The organism is Polaromonas sp. P1_G2, assembly GCF_056405515.1.
In genome coordinates this window covers 1-416 of record NZ_JBFUBY010001361.1, presented here as the reverse complement: position 1 = coordinate 416, position 416 = coordinate 1, and the positions used below count along the sequence as shown (strand labels likewise).

The following is a 416-nucleotide window of genomic DNA, read 5'->3' as shown; positions in this document are numbered from 1 at the left end:
GGATGGCCGAGAGGTGTTTTCGCGGGCTGTCGAGCTCATGACCAGGACATCGCAAAGGGTGCTCGATCAGGCTGAAATCGCCATCGGGCAGATCGATCGGTTTGTCCCGCATCAGGCCAATGCACGCATGTTTGACGCCGTTTGCGGCAATCTCGGCATCGATCCGGCAAGAACGGTGCGGACGATCGAAACCTTCGGTAATTCCTCCGCTGCCACCATCCCGCTTTCGCTTTCCGTCGCCAGGAAAGAGCGACCATTTGCGGAGGGCGAGACGCTGCTGCTGACCGCTGCCGGGGCCGGTTTGACGGGCGGTGCAGTGGTCTATCGAGTCTAGCCGACGAAGGCGGTCTCCATTGCAAAGGCGTTCACCCGACATGAATGCTATCCAAACCGTTCCTGCAGAGACGGCGTCCGAT

Annotated in this window: 1 protein-coding gene; it reads left to right on the top strand. The window is 60.1% G+C overall.

All coding sequences use genetic code 11. From position 1 onward, the window contains the following. A partial coding sequence (locus AC1D0P_RS30565; protein ID WP_477680160.1) for a 3-oxoacyl-[acyl-carrier-protein] synthase III C-terminal domain-containing protein occupies nt 1–334 on the top strand: 334 nt, incomplete at its 5' end. Nucleotides 335–416: the final 82 nt, after the last annotated feature.